Origin of the sequence: Dyadobacter psychrotolerans (assembly GCF_004349265.1) — a bacterium.
Lineage (GTDB): Bacteria > Bacteroidota > Bacteroidia > Cytophagales > Spirosomataceae > Dyadobacter > Dyadobacter psychrotolerans.
In genome coordinates this window covers 51,190-71,209 of record NZ_SMFL01000015.1, presented here as the reverse complement: position 1 = coordinate 71,209, position 20,020 = coordinate 51,190, and the positions used below count along the sequence as shown (strand labels likewise).

General features: G+C 43.0%; 11 protein-coding genes. 4 read left to right on the top strand and 7 right to left on the bottom strand.

The genetic code is table 11. From position 1 onward, the window contains the following. Positions 1-58 precede the first annotated feature (58 nt). Positions 59-685, bottom strand: a complete 627-nt coding sequence (locus tag E0F88_RS27910) for a response regulator transcription factor (protein WP_165940173.1) — start codon at positions 683-685, stop codon at positions 59-61. Positions 686-868: 183 nt separating this feature from the next. On the opposite strand from E0F88_RS27910, the gene E0F88_RS27905 reads away from it, so the two are divergent. Both E0F88_RS27905 and E0F88_RS27900 read left to right on the top strand, forming a co-directional pair. Continuing rightward, positions 869-1,366 (top strand): response regulator, encoded by a 498-nt coding sequence (locus E0F88_RS27905; protein ID WP_131961632.1) that lies wholly within the window; start codon positions 869-871, stop codon positions 1,364-1,366. Positions 1,367-1,670: 304 nt separating this feature from the next. Continuing rightward, a complete protein-coding gene (locus E0F88_RS27900; protein ID WP_131961631.1) occupies positions 1,671-4,712 on the top strand; it encodes a ligand-binding sensor domain-containing protein in 3,042 nt (1,013 codons plus the stop codon). 91 nt (positions 4,713-4,803) lie between these two features. Here E0F88_RS27900 and E0F88_RS27895 read toward each other — a convergent pair whose 3' ends face one another. The 4 genes from E0F88_RS27895 to E0F88_RS27880 all read right to left on the bottom strand — a co-directional run bounded on the left by E0F88_RS27895 (position 4,804) and on the right by E0F88_RS27880 (position 13,749). Continuing rightward, positions 4,804-7,581, bottom strand: a complete 2,778-nt coding sequence (locus tag E0F88_RS27895; RefSeq protein ID WP_131961630.1) for a DUF6797 domain-containing protein — start codon at positions 7,579-7,581, stop codon at positions 4,804-4,806. 218 nt (positions 7,582-7,799) lie between these two features. Beyond that, positions 7,800-9,260 carry a RagB/SusD family nutrient uptake outer membrane protein gene (locus E0F88_RS27890; protein ID WP_131961629.1) on the bottom strand — a complete coding sequence of 487 codons (1,461 nt, stop codon included), beginning with the start codon at positions 9,258-9,260 and terminating at the stop codon, positions 7,800-7,802. 24 nt (positions 9,261-9,284) lie between these two features. Next, entirely contained in the window at positions 9,285-12,647 is a 3,363-nt protein-coding gene (locus tag E0F88_RS27885; protein ID WP_131961628.1) for a SusC/RagA family TonB-linked outer membrane protein, read from the bottom strand. Between the two features lie 79 nt (positions 12,648-12,726). Further along, positions 12,727-13,749, bottom strand: a complete 1,023-nt coding sequence (locus E0F88_RS27880) for a FecR family protein (protein WP_131961627.1) — start codon at positions 13,747-13,749, stop codon at positions 12,727-12,729. Positions 13,750-13,827: 78 nt separating this feature from the next. Here E0F88_RS27880 and E0F88_RS27875 point away from each other — a divergent pair, with 78 nt between their 5' ends. Both E0F88_RS27875 and E0F88_RS27870 read left to right on the top strand, forming a co-directional pair. Beyond that, the gene (locus E0F88_RS27875; RefSeq protein ID WP_131961626.1) at positions 13,828-14,484 is read left to right on the top strand and encodes an RNA polymerase sigma-70 factor; all 657 of its coding nucleotides are present in this window, start codon (positions 13,828-13,830) and stop codon (positions 14,482-14,484) included. Between the two features lie 101 nt (positions 14,485-14,585). Then, positions 14,586-15,134, top strand: a complete 549-nt coding sequence (locus E0F88_RS27870; protein ID WP_131961625.1) for a helix-turn-helix domain-containing protein — start codon at positions 14,586-14,588, stop codon at positions 15,132-15,134. On the opposite strand, the gene E0F88_RS27865 is transcribed toward E0F88_RS27870, so the two are convergent. Both E0F88_RS27865 and E0F88_RS27860 read right to left on the bottom strand, forming a co-directional pair. Then, entirely contained in the window at positions 15,110-17,950 is a 2,841-nt protein-coding gene (locus E0F88_RS27865; RefSeq protein WP_131961624.1) for a family 78 glycoside hydrolase catalytic domain, read from the bottom strand. The two genes, E0F88_RS27870 and E0F88_RS27865, sit on opposite strands and share 25 nt — an antisense overlap. Before the next feature lie 72 nt (positions 17,951-18,022). Then, on the bottom strand, positions 18,023-19,780 hold the full coding sequence (locus E0F88_RS27860; protein ID WP_229213939.1) for an alpha-L-rhamnosidase-related protein: 1,758 nt from the start codon (positions 19,778-19,780) through the stop codon (positions 18,023-18,025). Between the last annotated feature and the right edge of the window lie 240 nt (positions 19,781-20,020).

Genomic DNA, 20,020 nt, shown 5'->3' with positions numbered 1-20,020 from the left:
CTGTCGGATATTTTTCAATTGGAATCAAAGTCCGGAATCAAATTTGATCTGTAAAGTATCAATTCAATTCAAAGTAGGTTGTCAGTTCAATGACATTGCCCACGCCGAGTTTATCAAAAATACGGGTTTTATAATTGCTGATCGACGAAGATGACAGGTTTAAAGACTCACTAATTGCTTTTGTACTCATTCCTTTTGAAAGTAGTTTGGCAATTTCCAGTTCTTTATCAGTAAGTTTTGAGGTAACGTGATCATTGGAACTGCCCGGGTTAGCAAGCAAGGAAAATGCATTCTGAAGCACCGAAGAACTGGCATAAACCTTTCCTTTTAAAACAGCATCAATTGCATTTTTGAATTCTCTGTTTGGAGCTGTTTTAGATATAAATCCATTTGCACCTGCTTTTAAAAAAGGCAAAGCATACAGCTGTTCGTCATAACTGGAATTAACCAAAACAGGAAGTGCCGGCTGTTTAAGACGAATGGCTTCTATCATGGAAACCTTATCTCCACCCGGAATATTAATATCCATAATCATCATGTCAAAATTTTCGGTTCCAAGTAATTTTAAAGCTTTTGGAAAATTATCTGCTTTCGACACGGTTGACCCGGGTAAAATCTCTTCAATAGTTTGTTGAATCCCCATCAGTACAAGAGGGTGATCTTCTGCAACTAAAATCTTTTTCACACAGTCGGCATTCATTATTGTAGGTAGGCTGCAGGTCCCTATGATATTACAATGTATTAGAACTACTTCTAACAGCGATAAACTTTTGTTAAAGTAATTCAAAATTCTGTTTAACTGCAATAAAATTTTGTTCGAAAACTCCGGATTTTAGAAATACTACTTTTGCAGTCCGATAGAAATAAAATGAACATCACCCTAATTGACCAGCATCCAATTCTTCGCAGAGGTATTAATTTGCTGCTCAGGGATTCGTTTCCAAACCTGAAGTTAGTACAAATATGTACCCTCGAAGTTTTCATTAACCTGTTTCATGAACAAAAACCGGATCTGATTATTGTGGGCATTTCCGAAGAATGCCCGGAAATAAATTTTGATCAACTACGAACTATCCGCAAAAACCATCCTGAAACAGGTATTATATTTTTGGTTGGAAAAATTCATTATAACACAGCGGTAGCCGGAATAACCGAAGGAATTAAAGGTTATGTTCTTAAGACAAATGAGCTTTCGGAAGTGCTGAAATGCATCCATACGGTACTGAATGGCAGACGTTACTTTTGTCCCGATATACTGCAATTAATATTAAATGAATGCCCCGAATCACTGGATCTTTCCGAACTGACGGGGTATGATTTACGGCACCAATCCGAAGAAAAAAATTCAGAAATAGCCGTCACTTAAACACACCGGATCTGATAATACATGTTTTGAAGAGAGGCAGCCTGCTTTCGGATAAAGAATCGATTCACAGAGTTGGTATTGTTGAGAAAACATTCAGCCTCTGGATATTTCCGGAGGTTTGATTTTTTGTGACGCCACCTGGTTCTGTTCTCAAACTAAGCCAGATGAGCTTATTTTTCAGGGGTAAGATTTAAATTATTGCAAAAAAACTCCTAATATTTTAAACCCTTGAAGGTTAATAGACAGAATAGACTTAATTTGGGGCAGATAAGTTCATAACACGTATACACAGCAGGGTCGCTGAATGAGATTTATTAAAACAGGAATAACACTATTATTCCTTCTCCATTTCGGTAAAATTTTAGCACAAATTACAGAAATAACTGACTTTTCTGTAATCCATTATACTGATGAAAACGGACTGCCGCAGAATAGTATAAAAGCAATTATGCCGGATCCAAACGGATTTATTTGGCTTGCTACGGAAGACGGCCTGGCTAGGTTTGACGGACAAAATTTTTTCACATTTAATAAAACCAATTCTCCTCTTACCGGAAACAGAATCCATGGTTTCGTTCCGTCTCAGGACCGCTATAATATCTCCAGTCCGGATTTTCTGGCTATCACTGAAAATATTCAGTACATCAATATAAACAATGCAGGTGGTGTTAGCCTGGATACAATGTATGCGCGGAATCATGAACTAAAAACACCTTTTGGACGACAAGTCAGGGGAGGCCTTTTTGTGATGCGAAGTCTGCCTTCCATCAATGAAATTTCCACTGAACACGAGCCGTTTCTATTCCCCGCCGGCAACAATACCTATTATGTCTGGTGCAAGGATAAAATTCAGTTTTACACCGGGAATAAAATTTCATATTCGGTTAAAATAAATTTGAAAGAGTTTTTTCTGATCGATTCTCATCCTTACGGGAAAATGAGTGATGGGCAACTGGTGCATATCACAGCAGCAAAAACACCGGGTGTTGTCAGTATTACAGGAGATATTTTGAATGATAAATCCTTTAGATTAACTGGCTCAGGCTACAAGCTTTTTTGGAATAACATTGCCCAGAAAGCCTACATGTACTGCAACAGGCGATTTTATTCATTGCTTAGAGGAAATAACCACAGCGGGTTGACCACCACCCTGCTTGTGAAAGATTTCGATTTTGATACTGCCAATATTACTACGGTTTATCAGGATAAAAGTCATAATTATCTTTTTTTAGGAAGTAATACGCTCGGATTATATGTCCTTCGTCCGAAGGATTTTGCGACAACCGGTAATCGGAGAATAAACAACAGAAATGAGTTTTATGCTCAGGTCCAGTTGGCGGAACATGTGATTTTATCCTCTCAAGGCGAAGTATTCGGAGAACAACAAGGGTTGTTAAAAAGAACCGACCAAAAGCGGCTTTGGGGACATCCGGAAGAAAGTAAATTTTTTTTGGCAAAAGGTAAAGATGGTGCCATTTGGAAAGCGATTTCGCCCGAGCTCAATAATTATGATCCTCACAACGGAAAAATAATTTCAGCCTATCGGTTTTCTACCAGAATTAAGGCTCTTTATGTGGATGATAACGATATACTTTGGATTGGTGGTGAGAAAGACTCACTTTATGCTATCAATTCGATTGATAAAAAGGCCACTCCAAAACTTATTACCCATGGAAACTTTGGAGAGATCTCCTGCATGTTGCTATTGCCTGATAACCGATTGATGCTGGGTACAAAAAAGGGGCTCTTTCAGTATAAAAGGAATGATGCTCAGCCTGTACCGGTTAAAGGATTTGAGAATTTTAATATCAGAAGCCTGTATAATTCAGCAGAGGGTTTGTGGATAACAACCTATGGTGACGGGCTTTACCTGCTTAGAAACGGCAACCTGACAAAGCTACCCATGGATAAAAAGCAGTTCATGGCAACAGCACATTGCGTCATTGAAGACAAAGAAGGTTTCTTCTGGATAACGACCAATAAAGGACTTTTTCAGGTATTAAAAAGTGACCTGATCGCTTATGCAAATAAAAAGCAATCAGAGGTTTTTTATTTTTATTACAATAAACGCAACGGTTTTAACTCCAATGAATTCAATGGAGGCTGCCAGCCTTGTGGCTTACAGCTTGGGGGTCAGATGATTTCTTTTCCATCAATTGACGGTTTGGTATGGTTTAAACCGGGAAACATAAAAACCGATTTGCCCGATAACAATCTGTTTATTGGAAATGTAGAACTTGATGGAAAAGAAATTCCGCTTGCTGATCTTGGTAATGTCCCCAGAGATTTTGAGCAATTAAAACTTACTCTGACAACTCCTTACTTTGGCGATATAAGCAACCTGCATATCTCCTATTCACTTGCAAAAAAGGATGAAAACACGGTTTGGCTGCCGGTTCTGTCTGATCTTACCGTACTGATCCCCAACAGGTCTTATGGTGAGCATTTGCTGACGGTTCGAAAACAAAACGGATTTGGGCCAAATAATTTTTCTTATGATGTCTTTAAATTTTATATTGTTCCAGCCTGGTATGAAACCTGGCTTTTCCGGATCGCTACGGCCATTTTGCTGCTTGGCGTTTTCTGGCTTATATTAAAGGCCCATACCAGCTTTCTGTTAAAAAAGCAAAAAACGAAAAGTCTTCACCGGCGTTACCATATTAGTAATCAGGTTGTTGCTGCCATTAATCATGACATACAAACTCCGCTTCATTACATTGCCGGCTCGGTGTCACAGATTCATAAATTTGTAACAGAAAACAATCCGGAAAACGCTTTTATTAGCAGACTGAGCACGGAAACCATTGATACGATCAACCGCGCACGTACACATACTACTAACCTTCTTAAATACATTAAAAGCCAGAACAGAAATGACATTGCCAATATCAGCCTGTCGGAGGTAAATGTTTTTGATTTGGTATCACAAACATGTCAGTTATTGACCGGAACTGCGAATTTCAGAGATGTAACCCTGGTGAACAAAGTAGGTCAAAGAGCGACTGTACGAAGTGATGCCAAACTTTTATCCATCATTGTTCAAAATTTAATGGACAATGCAGTTAAGCTGAGCGAGGAAATCGTAACGGTTTCCTTTGAGATGACAGAAACCGGGAGATGCATCGTTATTGAAGATACAGCAGAAGGCCTTTCCAACGAAATAGTGGTGTGGCTTAATAAAAACTATAAAAGCTACGATGAATGGATGCGCGATTATGAGCTGCCAGATCACAAGGGATTGGGACTCATTATTGTAAAAGACTTGTGCATTCTTCTAAAAATCAAACTGGAGGTTAAGGCAGGAGAAAATTCAGGTTCCGTTATTAAACTGGCTTTTTTGAATTAAACGCAGTTTTCAAAACCTGAATCGAGGCATTTATTCGATCAGTTACGCTCTTATTCTGAAAGTTTCGGACACATAACTGATCGCACAAATTTCACTTTTTAAGTGATTTAATAAACAACGTTACAGAGGCAATATCCGTGTCGGAGAGGATACCTACAAAAGATGGCATTTCTTCGTTGTAGCCTTTCACTACCCTGGCCGAAGGCGTCAGAATTGATTCACGGATATATTTTTCATCTGCAATCGCCGTGGTTCCGTCCTCAAAATGTCTTTCCGATTTATAGAGATTCTGAAATGGAGGGCCATACATCCCCTTGGTTTTCAACCCTTCCGAATGACATCCTGAGCATGCCATTTTTTGAAACACTTCCCTACCCGCTTCTACCGATGCAAGATCAGTTTTAACTACCTCTTCTGTTTTTTTCTTTGTCAACAGCGCCAGATCAACATTGGAAAAGCCCTCTTTTTCAGGTTTAGCTTCAGAAGTATTGTTTACAGTAAACCAAAAGACATCATCAACTTTTTTGCCATCTTTTGCAGTCAGTTTGTACGTGACTTCCATCTGCATCACTTCTTTCATCTCCGGAATTAAAAGAAAAACCTTTTTCTTGTCTGACGAGAGATAAGCTGCTGCTACCTGCATGGTTTCCTGTCCTGTTGTTCCATCCATTTTGAAGTGCCCCGACCCGTATTCCTGTGTCCGTTTGTAATTCCAGCGTTTCACCGCAAAACTTGCCGGATTCACACTAGCTGCATCCAGCTCGCAGTCAAAACCCAGCATTACACCCTGCCCGGTTGCCTTAAACTGATTAGGCATGTAACTTGGTTTACCTGTGTAACGCATCCGCAAAAGTGAACTGATTCCCGTTGAGCTTGATCCCCAAAGATTAAAACCGGTAATGTAAAGCTGTCCGTCTGCCGGGCTGATCACGCCTTTTGAAGTTGGAGCCGGATAATCTGCTTTTATGAAGGAAACACCACCCTGCGTGATTTTCGACGAGCTATCAATTAATACACGAAACAATCCCGGATGCGCGAATGAAAAATGGATCAGATCGCCGTTCAAAGGCCCCATTTTGTTTGATGTAATCCAGGTTTGACTTATGCTGGAACGATCGGCACTATGCGGTATCCAGGTAAGTGGCGGAGCAATCGGCGGATTATCATTGCGGTGAGCCGTTGCAGGTACTCCATAATAATCGCCCTTGTTAATCAGATAAATCGGCGTGGACGGAACAAAATTCCCCTGCTGATCCGAAGCAGTAATTGTTCCTTTTTGCGGATGCATTCCCAGATAGGGTCCTCTCAAACCCGTTGCGATCATTTCATAATCGCGGCCGTCCGCTGAAATTTTCATGATTGTGCCGTTGTGTTGCGACCCGGCTCTGAAACCCTTTGCTACCTGTGCAGTAACACCGGGACCATTACTTTGGCTTCCGCCTTTTGCAATATAAAAACAGCCGTCAGGTCCGTAAACCATGTCCCCTGCCCATTCTCTGGATTCAGGAGACTGGGCCATGACATTGGAAAAATTTTCATAAAAATCCGCTTCACCATCTGCATTCAAATCGTGCAGCCTGACAATACCTTCCCTGCCAAAAACATAAATTTCGTTTTTAACAACTTCTATACTCATAGGCTCATGAAGGCCGGAAGCAAATCGTTTCCATTTGATATTTTTAAGCTCCTTATCGATACCTTCCAGCATCCAAACATCACCCTCAAAAGTAACGACCGCGGCTCTTCCGTCACTGTAAAAGGCCATATCGGCAACACGTACGTTTCTTTTCCAGGGATTTGGTAAAGGAAGTGTAAGTTTATCAGTAACAAACGTGGCGGTATCAGGTGAAATTTTCCCGGCCGTTGCGACAGTCTCTTTCCAATGAGGCGCTCCGCCTTTTCTGAAATCAGGAAGTGCAGCATGTTTTTTACGCATAAACTTTTCAAAAGCAGATTTTTTGCTCGTTGGACCTTTCCAAACAACCACCGTACCTTCTGCTCTTTTTGCTGTTGCCGAAACATGCACTGTCAGATACCGGTTATCGATTGCAGCAGGTTTCATTTTCAACTGGCCTTTTGCCAAAATTCCGATTGCTGTGACCGTATCGTTATTCACACCCTGATAAATGTACACCACATTTCCCTTTGAGTCGGAACCTGCTGCATGGTCAATTTCAGCAGCAGTAAGATATAAATCAGAGACACCGCCTTCAATTTGAAGCGCTCTTGTAAAGGCAGTCTGGTCGTCAAAACGAAAACTACCCGGCATTTCGTAAACATCTGCACTTCCTACCGAGTAATTCAAAACAGCCTTTTCACCATAAGTATAAAGACCTTTCCAGCGTCCCTTGTCAGCTGCAATCGCTCCCCATTTAGGTTCACCCGGCCGCTCTGCTGCCGGACGAATATCTTCAAAAACAGGCTTCCCCTCAGACCAGCCCGGATAGAGCCCGGTAGCAATCTTTGGCGATCCCAGAACGGTTGTTACTTTATTATTTTTATTAAAAAAATCTTTGTAAGAAATCTGGGCCATAAGCACCATCGGCAGAAATTTACCAGTCCAGCCGGCCGTCCATCTGAGCAAATCCGTATCAAAACAAACATAAGCGCTGTCACCAAGCTGCAAGGCAAGACTTCTGGCCGACATGTTATCAGTTGGAAATGAACTGCCCAGTTTGCGCGCATCAAGCGAAGTAGAAATAAACGGGAAGTCAGGCTCTACAAAAGGGTTTAACTGTAGGGAATCAGCACTGTTTAGAGTAAAGTCTTTATTATCGGTGTAACCCGTCAGCAAAACCGAGCCCAGAAGTAAAACTGATATCCCAACAGCCGTCAGGTGTTTTTTTAAGTAATTAAAAATAATAAACATATTAAATGCCAAATGATAGATTCGCTTAACCTCTTCAAAAGCCGCGTATAGATTAAAACATACTTGATTTGTGAGATCTTAATTTTAAACCGGCAAAATTTCAGACGGATGTCAAAGTTCGTCATCTGCCTCAACAAACAAAATATCTGCATACAGTTTTTTAGGCTGCATGCAGATTGATTAACTGACGAGGATTATAGCATAGCGCCCCTATTGGTTTAATAACCGAGGTTCTGGTCCAGTAATGGATTGACAATTAATTCATCCTGAGGAATAGGCAGCAAAAGGTGCCTGTCTGCCACCACAATTGATGGATCCTGAACAGCCATTGCCTGTTTTAATTTACCCATTCGCAAAAGATCGAAACGGCGATGTCCTTCAAATGCAAATTCAAGTCTGCGTTCCAAAAGAATGGTGTCGCGGAACTGCTCGACAGTCAGTCCTTCTTTCAAATCATGTATCGATACCACACTAACCGGAAGACTGTATGCACGCCTTCTTACTTTGTTGAAAAGCTCATAGGCTTCCTTACTGCCTACCGTGATTTCATGCAGTGCTTCGGCCTGCATTAGCAAAATATCGGCATACCTGGCGATGAAATAGTTATTTCCTCCATCATTGACATTGAATGCAGCAGGATCGACGTACTTATTGACATAATACGGATACAGGATCGATTTAGGCGCATTCGGATAATATTTCACATTTACTTCACGCCTCAGATCACCCGCCGGATAGGCTTTATAATGATTTTCAGTTACCGGATTGTCGCCGTAACCTGCAAACTTCCCTGCCGGAACGGGCACAACTGTTGCCGGTGGCTTGAAAAAGCCGTTGTACGTCGAGCCATTATTATTGCCAATACTTCCCAGACTTCTAAACTGAATTTCGAAAATCGATTCCTTCTGATTTTTATTTGTAATCCTGAACACCTCTTCATAAGTCGGCCAAAGTTCATAAATGCCCAAAGCCGTAATTTCCTTGCACTCATCGACCGTTTTCTGGTATTGTTTGCCAGTTAAATAAACCTTTGCCAAAAGCGCCATGGCTGCTCCCTTGGTAGCCCTTCCCCTGTCAATGGTCTGATAAGTCAACGGCAGGTTTGCCTTTGCGTAAAGAAAATCTTCCGCAATTAGCTGGTTAACTGCTTCCAGAGGGGACCTGGCCACTTCCAGATCATCCAGATCTTCTGTTGCTTCGGTGACAATGGGAACACTTCCATACAATCGCGACAGAGTAAAATACATCAGTCCCCGGATAAAGTGCGCCTCGCCCAGATACTGCTGTTTTTTAGCTTCGGGAATACTCATAGGCGCAACATATTTCAGGACCAGATTGGCTCTGTTAATATTTTGATACAGCGTGCGCCAGTAAGCATAAGCCAGGTTGGTGGAAGCCGTGTAGGTAAATTTGTCCAGCGCCAGCTTGTCGGTATTATTGGTATTCCGGCCGAAACCCCACTCGGCGTCGTCGGTTCCCTGAGACTGGATGGTTTCATTAAACTGGTTATACAAATTTTGAGATTGCAGTGCGGAATACATGCCGTTCACGGCTGCTTCCGCATCTTTTTGATTTTTGAATAAACCGGCCGTCGTATTGGTTCCGTCGGGAATTTGTTCGAGCTGAGCGCATGAAGTCAGGAGCAGCACGAGGATTAATGGTCTGATATGATTATACATTTTTTCTGGATTTATCATGCGAAATTAAAAACCGATATTAAGCCCAAAGGTTGTGGTGCGAACATTTGGATAAGGCGACAGATCGTAACCCTGAAGCACATTGTTGCTGCCATACCTGTTTACTTCGGGATCCAGGCCGGAGTATTTTGTAAAAGTCAGCAGGTTTTGTACATTCATGTAAGCCTTTATTGTGCGTATGCCGATAAGCAATGGCTTTTTCAGCGGGATGTTATAAGATAACTGTACATTTTTCAGCCGCAGATACGATCCGTCTTCCACATAGCGGTCGTAAGGATCACCCGTTGGTTTTGTAGTTGTAGCCCGGGGAATGTTTGTATCCGTATTTTGCGGCGTCCATCTGTCAAGCACAGTGATACTCTGATTGGCAGATCCCAGCATATTTTCAAGGTTCAATGTGTTTTCATTATAAATTGAATTGCCATACACAAACTGTAAGAAGGCAGAGAGCTCAATCCCTTTGTAAGAGAAAGTATTGGTAAATCCACCGTAAAGCTTTGGCTGCGCATTTCCCATCACTCTTCTGTCGGTGGCGTTAATAATCTTGTCGTCGTTATAATCGATAAAACGTACATCTCCCGGTTTTGCTAAAGGCTGCGCTCCGTCTTTCACTTCCTGAGCCGACTGAAACAGTCCGTCACTGATATATCCATAAAAATTACCCAGCGGCTGTCCAACCTTCAACAGCGCTGATTTTTTGTCCGTGGAAGGAATGATCTCATCGCTTCCACCCAGGTTCAGAATTTTGTTACGGTTCAAAGCAACGTTAAAACTGGTATTCCAGCTAAACTGGCCATCAACAGGAATGGCATTGACTGTAAATTCCAAACCTTTGTTTTGAACCGAACCGATGTTTTTTGTTCCATTGATAAAACCCGAGGTCGCAGGGACGCTTATGTTCAGCAGTAAATTTGACGTTTTCTTATAATAAGCGTCAAAAACAAAACTCAGACGGTTATTAAACAATCCCAGCTCCAAACCCATATCGGTGGACGCAGTTGATTCCCACCTCAGGTTTTTGTTGGCAAGTTGGGTGGGAGTGATACCAGTTGCAACCTGATTATTCAGTACATAATTGGCCGCTCCCCAAAGATCCAGCGCCGGATAATTCCCGATACCATCCTGGTTTCCGGTCACACCATGGCTTACACGTAGTTTAAAATCACTGATATCCTTTAGATTCTTCATAAAAGGCTCCTCAATAATTCGCCAGGCCAGTGCTGCCGATGGGAAAAAGCCCCAGCTGTTGTTGTTTCCAAAACGGGAAGATCCATCATACCTGCCCGTAACCGTAAAGAGATAGCGGCTTTTAAAAGTATAGTTTGCCCTTCCGATCCAGCTTAAAATCGACCAGGCAGCTGTTGAAGAACCCGGAAGAACGGCCTGGCCAGGATTACCCAGACCGAGGTTGTTACTACCGGTATTGTCATTGAGAAAACCTGTTGCAGAAGCACTCAGCGCTTCGTAACGGGCACTTTGCTGTGTGTAACCTGCCAGAATGTTAATCTTATGATCTTTAAAAGCACGGGTAAAATCAAGAGTGTTCTCGTTTAGCCAGACCAGATTCTGATTTGTATTTACAGATGCATTTCCACCTACCTCGGCGCCCGTGTGTACCGACTGGGGTGTATAAGAATCGTTTTTATTAAAGCTCGCATCGAGCCCCCACATGGTTTTAAAATTCAATCCCTCTAAAATTTCAACCGTTGCGAATACATTACCCAAACCTCTGAAAACCTTATTGAGACTTCTTGAATCGTTCAGCAAACCAACCGGATTGTTGAAACCCACACCGTCTTTGTCATAACGGGTGTAGGATCCATCGGGCTGTCTAACCGGTAAATCCGGAGCATTTAAGAGAATGGTTGACGTCCTGCTTCTGTTTGACTGCACGTTGCTGAACGTAAGATTATTGCCGATTTTAATACGGTCTTTGATCTGACGATCAACATTTAGGCGAAGTGAATAACGCTCCATATCGGTGTTTTTCATCACACCGTCCTGTTTGTAATAACCAAAAGTTAAAAGATACTGCGTGCTTTTATCTCCGCCGGAAGCCGACAATTTGTAGTCCTTAATCGGAGCATTCCGTCGAAAAATGTAGCTCTGCCAGTCGGTGGTTTCCGGGTTAGCATTTGGGTCATACAACAACGGACCGCCATCTGCCTGGCTGGCTTCGTTGGCCAGCGTTTCAAACTGCTTGGCGTTAAGCAGATCATATCTTTTCAGTTCTTTTTGAAAACCATAAGAAACATCCAGATCAATTCTGCTTTCACCCGCTTTTCCTCTTTTGGTGGTAATCAAAACAACCCCATTCCCTCCACGCGCTCCGTAAATCGCTGTCGCAGAAGCATCTTTCAATACTTCAATGGAGGCGATATCCGTCGGGCTAATCGAGTTTAGCGGATTCAGACTGTTGGCTGCCCCGTCGGTTGGCGCAACATAAATAGGGATACCATCGATAACATACAGCGGCTCATTACTTCCGTTAATAGAGTTCCCACCCCTGATCCGGATGCTGTTTGCAGCACCTGGCTGTCCGCCTCCGGATGTCAGAAACACACCCGCAACTCGTCCCTGTAAAGCCTGATCCATCGATCTTAAAGGTACACCATCAAGGTCTTTTACATTGATCGAAGAAATCGCTCCTGTAATGTCTGACCGCTTCTGGGTTCCGTATCCGACCACAACCACTTCTTCAAGCGCCTTCTCATCGACTTTTAAAACCACATCAACACCGCTGCGGCTTCCAACAATAACTTCCTGGCTTAAATAACCTACAAAGGAAAAAATCAGCACAGCTTTGCTGTCGGGCACTGCCAGTGAATAGGTTCCATCCACATTGGTTGTGCTGCCGGTTTGCGTGCCTTTCACGATGATACTTACGCCGGGTAGTCCGTCGCCTTTTTCATCGGTGACCTTACCGGAAATGTTTAAATCAGCCGGTTGTTCGGGGGACGACTCAGTGTTTAAAGTCTTTTGCTGCGGTGTGACACTTTCGGAGACAGGTTTCCTTTTGAGCATAATCTGCCCCTTTACAGACTGATATTCTATTGCCAAAGGAAGCAGCAACTTATCCAAAACCAAAGACAATGGCTGTCCGTCGGCATTCACGCTGACGATCTGTTTTACCGGAATTAAACTCCTGCTGTAAGCAAAACGAATTTTTCCCTGCTTTTCAATTTCTGAAAGTGCTTTTGAGAGCGCGACGTTTTTCAGGTTTACAGTTACATTTTGGCCGAGCAGATCCTGATGAGCGTCTTTACCTCTTGCGCCGATAGCCGTGCTTAAAAGTAAAACAAGTAAAAACTGCGGAATTGAAAGCCTCATAATACTATTTGGCTTTTTGCTTTTAAGTAAAGATGGCATGGGTTTAGGTTAGTTGAAACGGATTGTTAAAATGTTTGAGCATTTAATTAAAATTTTGGTAATAGAACCAGTCTGATATTTACATGGATTTATCTTCTTCGGGCTGACATCCTTCGCCGTAGATCACGATTGAATCGCCTTCCATTTCATAGCTGGCGTTCAGCATTTGGGTGGTTGTTTCCAGAATTTCCGAAAGGCGGTTGTTTTCAAATGTGGCTTTCAGGAAGCAGTTATTTAAATCCTTATCTGCAAGACGAATCGAAATCCCAAATTTGGTTTGAAGCCTTTTGATAACTTCACCCAGGTTTTCGTCTTCAAATGTGAGCGAAACCGGCTGCCAGGTTTCTGCTTTCTGCTCCGCATACCCGAGCTGTGTGGCTGTCATCACACCAGTGTTGAGTTGAAATACCGCTTTTTGTGTCGGAAGAAGCATCACATATTTTTTAGGCTCCATTTCGGCAGCTGTTGAAACCTGCACTTTACCGCTGACGACGGAAACTTCATAATGTTTTTGCCTGTCGTTGGCTTTCACATTAAAACTGGTTCCTAACACCCTAACCAGTAAACCGGCGGTACGCACCAGAAAAGGCCGGGAAGCATCTTTGGTTACGTCCAAAAAAGCTTCCCCCTGGATGTTCACCTCCCTGGATGTCGCAGAAAAGGCTTCGGGCGAATAACTTAAAACAGCATTCGGATTAAGCCAGACAACACTGCCATCTGGTAAAAAATGTTTTTTTACCTGTTTATGGGTGTTTGCAATTGTAGTCAGCGCGTTGTTCAGCGGCATGGTTTTGAGACCTCCGGACCGGTATAAATAAAAGCTGACTCCACACACCAGGACAATGAATGCAGCAGTAGCATATCGGGTAAGTTTAGGCCAAAATTTCTTAATCTTTTCATCCGAATCATCACCGGAATCGATTTTAAGACCGATTTTTTCCTGAATTGATTTCAAATGTGCCTGCTGATCAAATGGCTCGTCCGATGCTGATTCTTTATTGATCGCAGCATACCACTGCTCGACTAAAAACGATTCCTGAGGATTACACTTTCCCTGTAAATATTTCCGCAAAAGCTCGGGATCCACTTGACTGTTATGCATTTATTTATTAAATAAAACACTGATTAAATTAGCCTTATATAAGAAGGACGCACAGAAAACCGCATACCCTAGTGAGATTTGAAGAAATATTATAATATTTTAAATTACCCAACAGTAACTTTTGATTACAATGCTGTTTGGTTATGTATGGGTTACAATTTGGAAAAAGCAGACGACAGGTGGTTATGGGAACTGATAAAGCAACAGTCTGATCAGGCGGCTTTCGCTGAGCTACACCGAAGATTTTCACAACAATTGTACACGCTTGCTTCCAGAAAGACCGGAGATCAGCAGGTTGCTCAGGATCTGGTTCAGGATCTTTTTATAGCACTCTGGGATAATCGCTTTCATATTACGATTGAAAAGGCTGTGAACCTGTATTTGTTTTCAGCAATTAAAAACCGGATTATTTCACATCTGAGAAAACAAATGATCCGGAAAGCGATCCCACTCGATGAACTGGATGCGGAAACCTTACTAAAACAATCATCGAATTTTGTGGACGATTGGGTAAGTTTAAAAGAACTCGAAGAACAGTATGCTTATGAACTGAGCAATCTGCCGGAAAAAAGCAGAGAAGTGTTTGCACTGAGCCGGAGCGGACTTTCCAATAAAGAAATTGCCCGGATGCAGGGCGTCACCCAAAAGACGATTGAATTTCACATCAGTAAATGTCTGCGTATCCTTCGTGAAAAAATCGGCTACCTCTCCATGGTAATGATCCTCTGTTCCTGATCCTCAGCAGGTTTTTAAATGACGTGTAAATGCCGGGTGATGCCATAACATAGATTAGCGATCCTGTTGTAAATTGCAGGTGTCATTTAAAACAAATATTTATGAGCCAGGGAGAAAAAATCAGAGCTTTAAGAATAAGTAAAGGTCTTACCCAACAACAGCTTGCGGATAAGACCAACATTAATGTACGTACAATCCAAAGAATTGAAAGCGGAGAAGTCGCTGCCAGGCTGCATTCCCTTCACACGATTGCGGAAGTTCTTGGCTGTGACCCGGCAACATTCTACTCAGATATTAAAGAAGCGCCTATGCGACAAGAAACAGTGCCGGAAAACAAAGGTCTGCTGGTTTGGCTGCATTTAGGCGGTCTGCTTTTTTTACCATCTTTAATGATCTGGCTTTTCGAGAAGGACCGTGTCAGGGGAATCAAAGAACAAGGCATTGATGTGATCAACTTTCAATTGAGCATGCTTGTAATCCTGATTCCACTGCTGGCTTTCGCTCCTCTGGCTATATTGCTGGCGCTCTTTACGACCGCTGTTGTTCTTTTAAATACAGTTAAAGTGATTTTTGGTAAACCGTACCATTATCCTGCAAGCATTTCATTTTTAAAACATGGAAAATCTTATCGTTTATTTTCAATGGAATAGCTCCCGGAACCAACTTCCAAAATAACATAACCGGCTTGTTCTCCCTTTAATTTGACAAAAGCGGAGCTACCGATTTTTTTGCCGTCAACCAGCAACTGGTCCGACATTTTACCCGGAACATACACATTTGCAACGGTATTTACCGGGACCGATATTTTTAAAACAAGCTTGTCAGCCTGCTTTTGCCATTCGGAGAGGATTGTACCGTTGATGCTGTGGTAACTGGCCTTCAAATGTTTGATCCCGCCATCGCCCAAATCATCCGGAGCGATTTCAGGTCTTATGTCAAATTCAGCAAAGCCGGGTTTGGAGGCTTGTATCCCTGCGGCGTTTCCAAACATCCATTCGCACACAGCCCCAAAAGCATAATGACTAAACGAATTCATTGCCGCGTTGTACTTAAAGCCATCCTCCTTTGTAAAGCTGTCCCAGCGTTCCCAGATTGTTGTAGATCCATTTTCGACTTCAAAACCCCATGAAGGAAATTCTTTACTGAGAAATAATTTATAGGCTGCATCTGAATGTCCTGTGGAAGAAAGCGCCGGAAGTAAAGGCTTGGCACCCAAAAAGCCAGTCGCCAGTTTTCCGCCGTTTTTCTCAAGCAGTTCTGTAAGATAAAGTCCTGCTTTTCGCTGATCAGGTTTTGAAAGAATGTTCATGTAAATCGCGTTGGCGTAGGCGGTTTGTGTATTTCCTGTAAAGCCAAGCTGGCCATCTACATAACCCGCTCCATTGCCATAAGCCGCTGAATCACAGACAAACCTACCGCTCGCATCCGTGTAATGTTCCAGTATTGCTTTACGTACTTTCGCCGCTGTGCTTGTAAATTTTTCCTGATCTTTTACATTACCTATTGCGCCTGCCATTTCAGCCATCAAATCGGCGCAATAGGTATAGTAGAATGAAGCGAGCATATCCGGTGGCGTCTTTTTACCAAATGAAAGCCAGTCGCCAAACCCGCCTTTTGGATCGATGTCCTCAAAAGATTTTTCCTTAAAAACACCGTTGCCTTTACCACGCTTTTCCAGAAAATCCATAAATGCGACCATGTACGGCCAGCCCTGACTGATCATCCTGGTATCTCCATAACTCCGGTATACCTGATAAGGACAAATAATACCTGCTTCCATCCAGCCAGGGGAAAATGTATCTGTTTTACGAAGATTAGGTCTTGGTGCATAAAGCGGATAAGCGCCATTTTCATATTGCCCGTCATTCAGATCAACAACCCATTTGGTAAAAAAGGAGGCAACATCCCGGTTAAAAGTCGCTGATTTCACATATACCTGCGCATCACCGGTCCAGCCTACACGTTCGTCACGTTGAGGGCAGTCCGTGGGAATATCCACATAGTTTGCACGCTGGGTCCAATCGATATTACTGTACAGCTGATTAATCATTTTATTGTCCGTTTCAAAAGAACCAACCTTCGGCGTATCCGAACCAATCACAAGGCCAGTCAATGTACTTTCGGATGGTTTTTCCTTCAGACCCTTTATCTCTACATATTGAAATCCGTGATAGGTAAATTTTGGCTCCCACATTTCACCTTTTGCATCACCTTTTAAAATATAGGTATCTGTTGCCCGGGCCATACGAAGATTCTCCGTCATCAGCCTGCCATCCGGATGCAGCTTTTCTCCGAACCGAAGTCTGATTGTATCACCTGCACTTCCCTTAACTTTCAAACGAATGATGCCTGCAAAGTTTTGTCCCATATCAAAAATGTAACTTCCTTCAGGGCGGGCAATTGTATTTTTCACAGCAAGTGTCTGAGTAACCTTAACCGGCGGGCCAGGGTAAACCTGAATCTGCCGATCCGCTTTATCGGGATAAACCTGCACGTTCTGCCATTCCTGATCTTTGAAACCTGCAATGTTCCAGCCGGAAAATTCCTTTCTTGCGTCATAGGTTTCGCCATTGAGGAGATCTGATTCCAGCAGTGCCCCGACGGAAGCTTTCCACTGGCCACTTGTTGCGAAAGTTTCTATTTTTCCTCCTACATATTCCACTTCAAGCTGCGCTTTTAAAAGAGGGACTTTTCCGTAAAACGTACGCACAACAGGATTACCAACTAAAAGTGAATAGCCCAGATAACCTGCATACCAGCCATAGGAAAGCTGCGAAGCAAGCGCATTCGCCCCGGCTTTGATCTGAGAAGTTACATCATACGTCTGGTAATAAACCCGCTTGTCATAGTCGGTCCAGCCTGGGGTCAGAAAGTCGTCACCCGTTTTTTTCCCATTGATCGAGAATTCGTATAAACCCAGCGCTGTCACGTAAAGCCTTGCTTTTACAAAGCCGGGTTTTATATTAATGGTTTTTCTTAAATAAGGCGCGGGCGGCAAATGATAGGTTTTTCCTTTTCCAAGATTGTCCAAGTCCAGGCCAATCCAGTCGGCTATCCATTGTTTTTTATCCAAAAGTCCCATTTCCCATTTTGCAGTTGAGCTCCACTCTCCCGGCGTACCGTTTTTATCCCAGCTGCGCACTTTCCAGAAACAGATTTGTCTGGACAAAAGCGGCTTACCGGCATACTCAACCTGTGAAGTAGCCCGGCCGTTTACTTTTTGGGAATTCCAAAGATCAGCCAGGCTTTCGGTAAGTTTACTTTCCGAACTTGCTGCCAGGATCTGATATCCTGTTTGTAACTGTCCGTTTTCGGCAGAAGTTAGCTCCCAGCTTAATCTTGGAGCGGCAGCGTCGGTCACCGGATTTTCCTTGTATTCGCAACGCAGATATACCGGCTTCAAACCTTTTGCTGCGAGATTAAAAATCGTCAGAGAAAGAAGTAAAAAGCAAAAAATGAATTTCATACAGAAGATATTATTGAGTTAAATCATTTCTGAATTATGCATAGCTGAAAATGGGCCCGAGCGTCAGAATTGTTAACGAAGTACCTTAACCCCTTTCGGCGCATCGATATCCGATTTAATTTTTCCGTTTGCCTGTTTTTCGTGACGGATTTTCACTACGCCCATTGGAGTCGGGAATGTTCCTTCAACCCATTGCAGATCTCCCAGATTTGGCTGAATGCGGATTACCTTGCAACCCGGTTCTACCACACTTACACCCAGGACATGCTCGGTCAGCCAGGAAGTCGGTCCCGAAGCCCATCCATGACAAAGACTGTGTCGCAGATTTTTATAACAGTATGCACCAAAATCTCCGTGAATGTCATCCTTACCTTCCGGAACAAGCTCAGTGATAGGTGCTGCATTTTTAGTCCATGCCAAATCAAAATCTTCCCAGAATGTGGTCGCGCCCATGTCAAGCATGCCACCCCAGTAATTCCGTATACAATCCATTGCGCCCTGATAATCTTTTGCTTTGGCTTTTGCCTGGAGCATGTAATAACCGTAGAAGGTTGAAAACCGCTCGCATTCTCCTTGTGAAATCACTTCCGTATTTGCCTTTTGTGCATCGACCAGCCCGGCCAGAGAAAGCAGCGCAGCAGCCTGTTTGGAATTATTGGCATCCGGCACATATAGTTTCAGGTTTGTTGAAACCTCTTTGCACTTGGCAGCCTGTGCAGGTTCATCAAGAATGGTGCATAGCTCGGCCCCGGCGTCCAGCGTCATCACCATCATGGCATGTAATCCGGCGTGAACGCCCAAAGGATTTTCGCTCGATGGCCAATCCAGAAAACGTCCGCCGTCCAGGTTTTCTTTGTTATCCTTTGTCTTCTGCATAATCTGGTCAAGCAGTGCAACCAGATATTTCTGTTGCTTACGCAGATATTCAAGGTCACCCTGATTTTTGTATAAGTCTCTGTGAATCAAAACCCACCACATCGAGTAGGCGCTAATGCCATTCATCCAGCCAGGAAGAGGCGTAATATCCCGGGCTTGGTCAAGACTTTTTGCAACCACATCATTTTTGCCAAAAACGGCATTAATCGTCATCACCTCCGGATGCATATCTCCTACCCAAACGAGCCTGTCACGTTTGATTCCGTCCCAAAGATATTCCTGCATATTCAAATGAACTGTGTAAGCACCAGTGTTCCAGATTTGGTTCAAACGGTCATCATTACTTTTGAAGGAACCCAGGTAAGGAATGTCACGATATTCAAAAACCGCCCTTACTTCTTTTAACTGAAGGTCGCGATTGGGATCCACAAGATCGATTCTCGCAAAACGGAAACCAGTGTTCCCAATCTGCATCATACCCAGCCAGGGAACATCAATAATAAAATCCCGCATTGCATGGTCGTTGGTTGCACCACTAATGGTATCCACATCAGACATCGTTTCACTTACCGATTCGCCAAACCGGATACGTATTTTGATCGGACGATGATCGCCGGGCTGATCTGTAATAAGCTGTAAACCTCCCTGTATTTCTTTTCCAAAATCGAGCACCAGTCCCGGACGCACTTCGTGTGTGCTTACCAGCCTGCTAATATTCCGATGAACCAGATCTGCCTGTCCGGTACCCAATTTGATCAGATTCTGAGGATCAATGATACTCTGTCCTGTTTTATCCGACATCCAAACGATCCGTTTCGGACTCAGATATTGTCTGATCCGGGAGTCTTTTTGGGATTCATAGGTCTTATCAAAAATCGGAGGTAGCTGCTGGGCTATTGTGGGGTATTTTTCAACACAAAAAAGAAACAATAAGACAAGAAGAAAATTTTTCACAGATAACAGGTTTAGAAATTGGAAGCTACGCGTTTGTAATATTCGCCGAAAATAAATGATTATTTTTAACACAACTACCCTGTGCTGTCATGGTCATAAATGTTGCCTGCCACAACCGAATGCCAAATTTCGTATGGATAATTGATAAAAAAGGGATTTTCGTCAAGTATATAAGCGGATACAACTTTGCAGTAAAAATCGACCGCTAAATAAATATTTTAGAAAAAAAAGCAATGCGTT

Bases quoted from the DNA above. Each gene is read 5' to 3' on its own strand.
- E0F88_RS27905 (WP_131961632.1), top strand. From the start codon at position 869: ATGAACATCACCCTAATTGACCAGCATCCAATTCTTCGCAGAGGTATT.
- E0F88_RS27900 (WP_131961631.1), top strand. From the start codon at position 1,671: ATGAGATTTATTAAAACAGGAATAACACTATTATTCCTTCTCCATTTC.
- E0F88_RS27895 (WP_131961630.1), bottom strand. From the start codon at position 7,581: ATGTTTATTATTTTTAATTACTTAAAAAAACACCTGACGGCTGTTGGG.
- E0F88_RS27890 (WP_131961629.1), bottom strand. From the start codon at position 9,260: ATGTATAATCATATCAGACCATTAATCCTCGTGCTGCTCCTGACTTCA.
- E0F88_RS27885 (WP_131961628.1), bottom strand. From the start codon at position 12,647: ATGCCATCTTTACTTAAAAGCAAAAAGCCAAATAGTATTATGAGGCTT.
- E0F88_RS27880 (WP_131961627.1), bottom strand. From the start codon at position 13,749: ATGCATAACAGTCAAGTGGATCCCGAGCTTTTGCGGAAATATTTACAG.
- E0F88_RS27870 (WP_131961625.1), top strand. From the start codon at position 14,586: ATGAGCCAGGGAGAAAAAATCAGAGCTTTAAGAATAAGTAAAGGTCTT.
- E0F88_RS27865 (WP_131961624.1), bottom strand. From the start codon at position 17,950: ATGAAATTCATTTTTTGCTTTTTACTTCTTTCTCTGACGATTTTTAAT.